This window comes from Kitasatospora sp. MY 5-36 (assembly GCF_001182915.1).
In the GTDB taxonomy this organism is placed as follows: domain Bacteria; phylum Actinomycetota; class Actinomycetes; order Streptomycetales; family Streptomycetaceae; genus Kitasatospora.
Genome location: NZ_LFVW01000805.1, coordinates 1 through 4,297 on the forward strand (window position 1 = coordinate 1; position 4,297 = coordinate 4,297).

Annotated in this window: 4 protein-coding genes and 3 pseudogenes; 2 read left to right on the top strand and 5 right to left on the bottom strand. The window is 74.2% G+C overall.

The window, feature by feature from the left end; translation table 11 throughout:
• Positions 1 to 422: pseudogene (locus tag AE652_RS36360) on the top strand (hypothetical protein); the annotation flags it as partial.
• A gap of 38 nt (positions 423 to 460) precedes the next feature.
• Positions 461 to 577 (top strand): annotated as a pseudogene (locus AE652_RS36365) (VOC family protein); the annotation flags it as partial.
• Between the two features lie 66 nt (positions 578 to 643).
• Here the strand turns inward: AE652_RS36365 and AE652_RS36370 are convergent.
• The 5 genes and pseudogenes from AE652_RS36370 to AE652_RS36390 form a co-directional block, all read right to left on the bottom strand.
• Entirely contained in the window at positions 644 to 1,168 is a 525-nt protein-coding gene (locus AE652_RS36370) for an ion channel (protein WP_053112473.1), read from the bottom strand.
• Between the two features lie 87 nt (positions 1,169 to 1,255).
• A complete protein-coding gene (locus AE652_RS36375; RefSeq protein WP_053112475.1) occupies positions 1,256 to 2,593 on the bottom strand; it encodes a hypothetical protein in 1,338 nt (445 codons plus the stop codon).
• 205 nt (positions 2,594 to 2,798) lie between these two features.
• Positions 2,799 to 3,089, bottom strand: coding sequence for a Sec-independent protein translocase subunit TatA (tatA, locus tag AE652_RS36380; RefSeq protein ID WP_049659292.1), 291 nt, complete (start codon positions 3,087 to 3,089; stop codon positions 2,799 to 2,801).
• A 221-nt stretch (positions 3,090 to 3,310) separates the two neighbouring features.
• On the bottom strand, positions 3,311 to 3,880 hold the full coding sequence (locus AE652_RS36385) for an isoprenylcysteine carboxylmethyltransferase family protein (RefSeq protein WP_053112478.1): 570 nt from the start codon (positions 3,878 to 3,880) through the stop codon (positions 3,311 to 3,313).
• Positions 3,881 to 4,112: 232 nt separating this feature from the next.
• Positions 4,113 to 4,297: pseudogene (locus AE652_RS36390) on the bottom strand (MFS transporter); the annotation flags it as partial.

Genomic DNA, 4,297 nt, shown 5'->3' on the forward strand with positions numbered 1-4,297 from the left:
CCACCACCCCCGCCGGTTCGGCCGCGACGCCCACCCAGAAGGCCTCCCCGACCGCGACCTCGGCGGCCCCCACCACCCCCTCGGTGCCCCCGTCCGTGCCCCCGGCCCCCACCCAGGCCGTCCCGCGCAACCAGCCCGCCGCGCTGCAGATCCAGGCCTTCCGCCAGGCCGTCGCCCAGGCCCAGGTCGGCAAGGAGCGGGACAAGCAAGCGGAGCTGCTCAGGATCCTCGACACCACCGCCGCCCGCCTCAACGAGGGCAACCCGGACGACGCCGCGCAGGAGCTCAAGGACGCCCAGAAGGTGATCCGGGACATGGGCAAGAAGCACGCCGTCGACGTCCCCACCTATGCCAACTGGAACGCCCGCCTCTCCGCCCTGTACGCCACCCTCCACACCACCGCCGACTTCCAGGACGACTGACGGGCCGCCACGATGGCGGTGTGCCGACGCTCGGTGCCGTCGCCCTCGGCGCCGAGCGCGTCGACTGGAAGCGCTACCCCGAGGACCCGGACTTCGTGGTCCTGGCCGACACCGAGGGCAATCGCTTCTGCGTGATCGACGCCAGCCGCTGCTGAGCCCACAGCGTTGTCCACAGGCTGTGGACAACGCTGTGCGGCAACCGGTCCGTACGTCGGGCCGGTTCAGCCCCGCTCGCGGATCCTGCGTTCGACGTTGCCGCGGATCGCCCGGGAGGCCGTTCCGGCGGCCGCCGCCAGGAAGACGAAGTTGTACCCGATCTGGAGCACCACCACGAGCCGTGCGGTCTGCCCGGCCGGGGTGATGTCGCCGTAGCCCACCGTCGCCATCGTCACGACGGTGAAGTAGAGCGCGTCCAGCCGGGTCTCCAGTCCGGCGAACTCCGCCTTGTGGGCGCCCAGGACGTAGTACGTGGCGGCGAAGATGGTCAGCGCCAGGAAGATCAGGAAGGCCAGCCAGAGCACCGGCTGCCTGGCCGTCCCCCGCATCACCCCGACGATCTTGGCGAGCATCAGCCAGGTCAGCCCGACCAGCGCCCCCGCGAACACCAGCCAGCTCAGCAGCGGCCGGCGCTCGCCCAGCAACTGCAGTGGCAGCAGGAAGTACCCGAGCATCAGCAGCGTGGACGCGCCGAGCAGCCAGGACCAGGCCCGCAGGTCGGCGGGCGGCGGCAGCGGGTTCTCGGACATCCCGCTCAGCCTCGGCCACCGCACCCTCCGGCGCCCGTCGGACTGCTCCGCTCAGGCCAAGCCCGGTGCCCGGGCGGGCCGGCCCGCTCAGGCCGGGGCCCGGGTTCCTTCCCCGGGCCGCCCCGGCTCGTCCAGCAGCTCCAGCACCGCCAGGACGGCGACCAGCCCGAGCGCCAGACAGAGCGTCACCAGCACCGTCGGGTAGCTCCACAGGACGAAGGCCAGCGCCGCGAGCGCCACCGCCAGCCAGCCCAGCGGGGCCTTCCAGGGGTGGACGAACCGGCCGACCGGCCCGAGCCGCAGCCCGGACCGTCCGGCCACCCGCCGTACCGCGCCCAGTCCGGCGCGCCAGCCGCCCCGGACGGCGCGTGCCCAGCGCCCGGGGCCGATGACCCAGGCGCCGAGCGCGACCAGCAGCCCGAGGGTGACCACCACCCGGACGGCCGAGCGCAGGTACCGCACCAGGGTGTCGTACACCGCCTGGGCGACGGCCTGGTCGACGTCGGCGGGGAGCCGGTCCAGGTAGACGGCCCGGAACACGCTCAGCCCGATGCCCAGCAGCAGCGCACCGCCCGCCATGCCGAGGGCCGTCGTCACCACCGCCTGGCGTCGCCGGGTCGCGAGCAGCACCCCGCCGAGCGCGCAGGCGCCGGCCAGCACCGGGACCCAGAAGCCGGCCAGGTCCAGGACCCGCAGGGCGGTGCGGACCTTGGGGATGGCGTCGGACTGCACCAGCGGGTACGAGGTGTGGATCTCCGGGATCCGGGAGGCCAGCGGGACGCCCTGGTCGACCAGCGCGGACTTCACCCGGGCGATCACCGGGGCGAGGTCCAGCACCACGGTGTCGTTGCGGACCTCGACGGCGCCGCCGCCCTGTCCGGTCACCATCTTCTCCAGGGCGGCGTGCGCGTTCCGGTTGACCTCCGTCCAGAGGGCGACGAAGGCGTCGCTGTCCACGAGCCGGGCGACCTGGGTGTGGACGAGGCCGCTGAGTCCGTCGGTCAGGGCCTGGCCGATGCCGCCCAGCAGGGCGCCGAGCTGGGGCCGGTCGGCCGGGGCGAGGCCGTCGAGCAGCGAGTCGAGCGGGAGCTGCTTCACGATCTCGGCGGTCACCCGGTCGGTGACGGCCGTCTTGATCCGGGGGTCCCTGGCCAGCGGGGCCATCGTCGCGAGGTAGCGGTCGGTGTCGCTGATCTGGGACCTCGCCCAGAAGGCGAGGGCGCTGAGCGGGGTGAGCACGCAGGCGAGGACGATCAGCAGGGCGGCGAGGAAGGAGCGCACCCGGTGCCGGGGCGGCGGACGGTCCGTCGGGTGCGGCGCCGGGCCGGTCGCCAACTGTCGGGCGAGCCGTGCCTCCTGGGCCTCGACGGCGCTCAGCCGGGCCCGCAGCTCGGCCAGCTCGTCGCCGGGCCGGTCGGTCGGCATGCCGGGACTCCGTTCCTCCGGGGGTGCAATCCAGGAGACAACGGATCAGATCGGACGGCCAGTCGGGAGGCGCGGTGGCGCGAACGGCCCCTCGACCAGCCCCTGTGCGGGCCCGCGACCAGCCGCTGAGCGGCCCCGCGAACGGCCCGGAACGGCGGAAAGCCCCTGGTGGGGTCACCAGGGGCTTCCGGAGGAGAAAGGAGGATCAGGCGGTCGTCTCGGGCCGCTTGGTCTCGGTGGCCTTGGTCACGTTGGTCGGCGTGACGGCCGGGCGGTCGGCGCTCTGCTGGGGAGCGGCGGTGCTCTGCGCGGTACCGGCGGCAGCGGCGTCCGCCGGGGTGTCGTCCTCGCGCATGGCCTTCGTCTCGGCCTTCAGGATGCGCATGGACTTGCCCAGACCACGGGCCATCTCGGGCAGCTTCTTCGATCCGAACAGCAGGATGACGACCGCCAGCACCACGAGAATGTGCCAGGGCTCAAGACCGTTCCGCAGCATCCCTGGCCACCGGTCCCTTCTTGTCTAGAGTCGTGGCGGGCGCCAGCGCCCGTGTTGGCCAGTATGCCTGGCCATGACGGAGAACGGATACACCAGCTGGGAAACGCTGGCCAAAAACCAGGTGCCGTTCGAGCGGATCGCGAGCGCCGCGCCGTCCACCTGGCCGAATGCGGGTGCCGAAGCTCACACCCGCCGACCGCTCCGCTCCGATCGGTATCCGATCAGTAGATGAACGGCACCAGACGCTTCGACACCCGGCGGTACTCCGCGTACTCGCTCCCGAGGGCGTCCAGCAGCAGGCGCTCCTCGGCGGAGATCCGCCAGCCGTACGCGGCGAGCAGCAGGGCCGCGACCACCAGGGCGGCGGCCCAGCCGCCGGTGCCGACCGCGTAGCCGACCCAGACCAGCAGGCTGCCGGCGTAGCCGGGGTGCCGGATCAGCCGGTACGGGCCGGTGCGGACCACGCGCTGGGTGTCCACGGTGCGCAGGGTGCGGGTGTAGTAGCGGCCCAGGGTGCGCATGCCCCAGGCCCGCAGCGCCAGCCCGGCGGCCACCGCGGCCACCCCGAACCAGCGGGCCCAGGTGGGCAGTTCGCCGACCGCGGCGCGGTCGAACAGCACCACGGCCAGGACGGAGAGGGCGTAGCAGCCGAGCAGCAGCCGGGTCGACCCGCGGTCGCCGCGGTCGGCGTGCCAGCTGCCGGCGGAGGCGTCCTCGCGCCAGCGCAGCAGCAGCTCGTAGGCGATCCAGCAGAGGAGGCCGAGGAGGGAGAGGAGGGCGGGCAGGGACATGAGGGGCTCCCGGCGGTCGGGTCCGAGGTGTGCCTCCACGGTCCTCCCCGGTGGGCGGTCGGGGCACGCACCCGGGGGTGGACCCACCGTGGTCCACCCCCGGGTGGAGGTCCGGCGCGGGCGGCACGCGGGGATCGGCGCCCGGTGCGGGGTTCGGAGCGCGGAACGGCGGAGAGCCCCCGCCCGGGTGGGCGGGGGCTCTCGATGACTCGCGTGGATCGGGCCGGCCGGGTCAGGCGGTGACGGGCTCCGGGGCGGGGGCGGCGGCCGGGAGGTGGCGCATCAGGCGGTAGGCCAGGGCCGCGGCGCCCAGGGCGAAGACCAGGCCGACCACGGCGGCGACGTGCAGGCCGTCGGTGAAGGCGGTGCGGGCGGTCTCCAGCAGGTCGGCGCCGAGCCGGCCGGGCAGGTGGGCGG

Excerpts from the sequence above, each read along its gene's own strand:
- AE652_RS36375 (WP_053112475.1), bottom strand. The coding sequence starts at position 2,593 with ATGCCGACCGACCGGCCCGGCGACGAGCTGGCCGAGCTGCGGGCCCGG.
- AE652_RS36370 (WP_053112473.1), bottom strand. The coding sequence starts at position 1,168 with ATGTCCGAGAACCCGCTGCCGCCGCCCGCCGACCTGCGGGCCTGGTCC.
- AE652_RS36385 (WP_053112478.1), bottom strand. The coding sequence starts at position 3,880 with ATGTCCCTGCCCGCCCTCCTCTCCCTCCTCGGCCTCCTCTGCTGGATC.
- tatA (WP_049659292.1), bottom strand. The coding sequence starts at position 3,089 with ATGCTGCGGAACGGTCTTGAGCCCTGGCACATTCTCGTGGTGCTGGCG.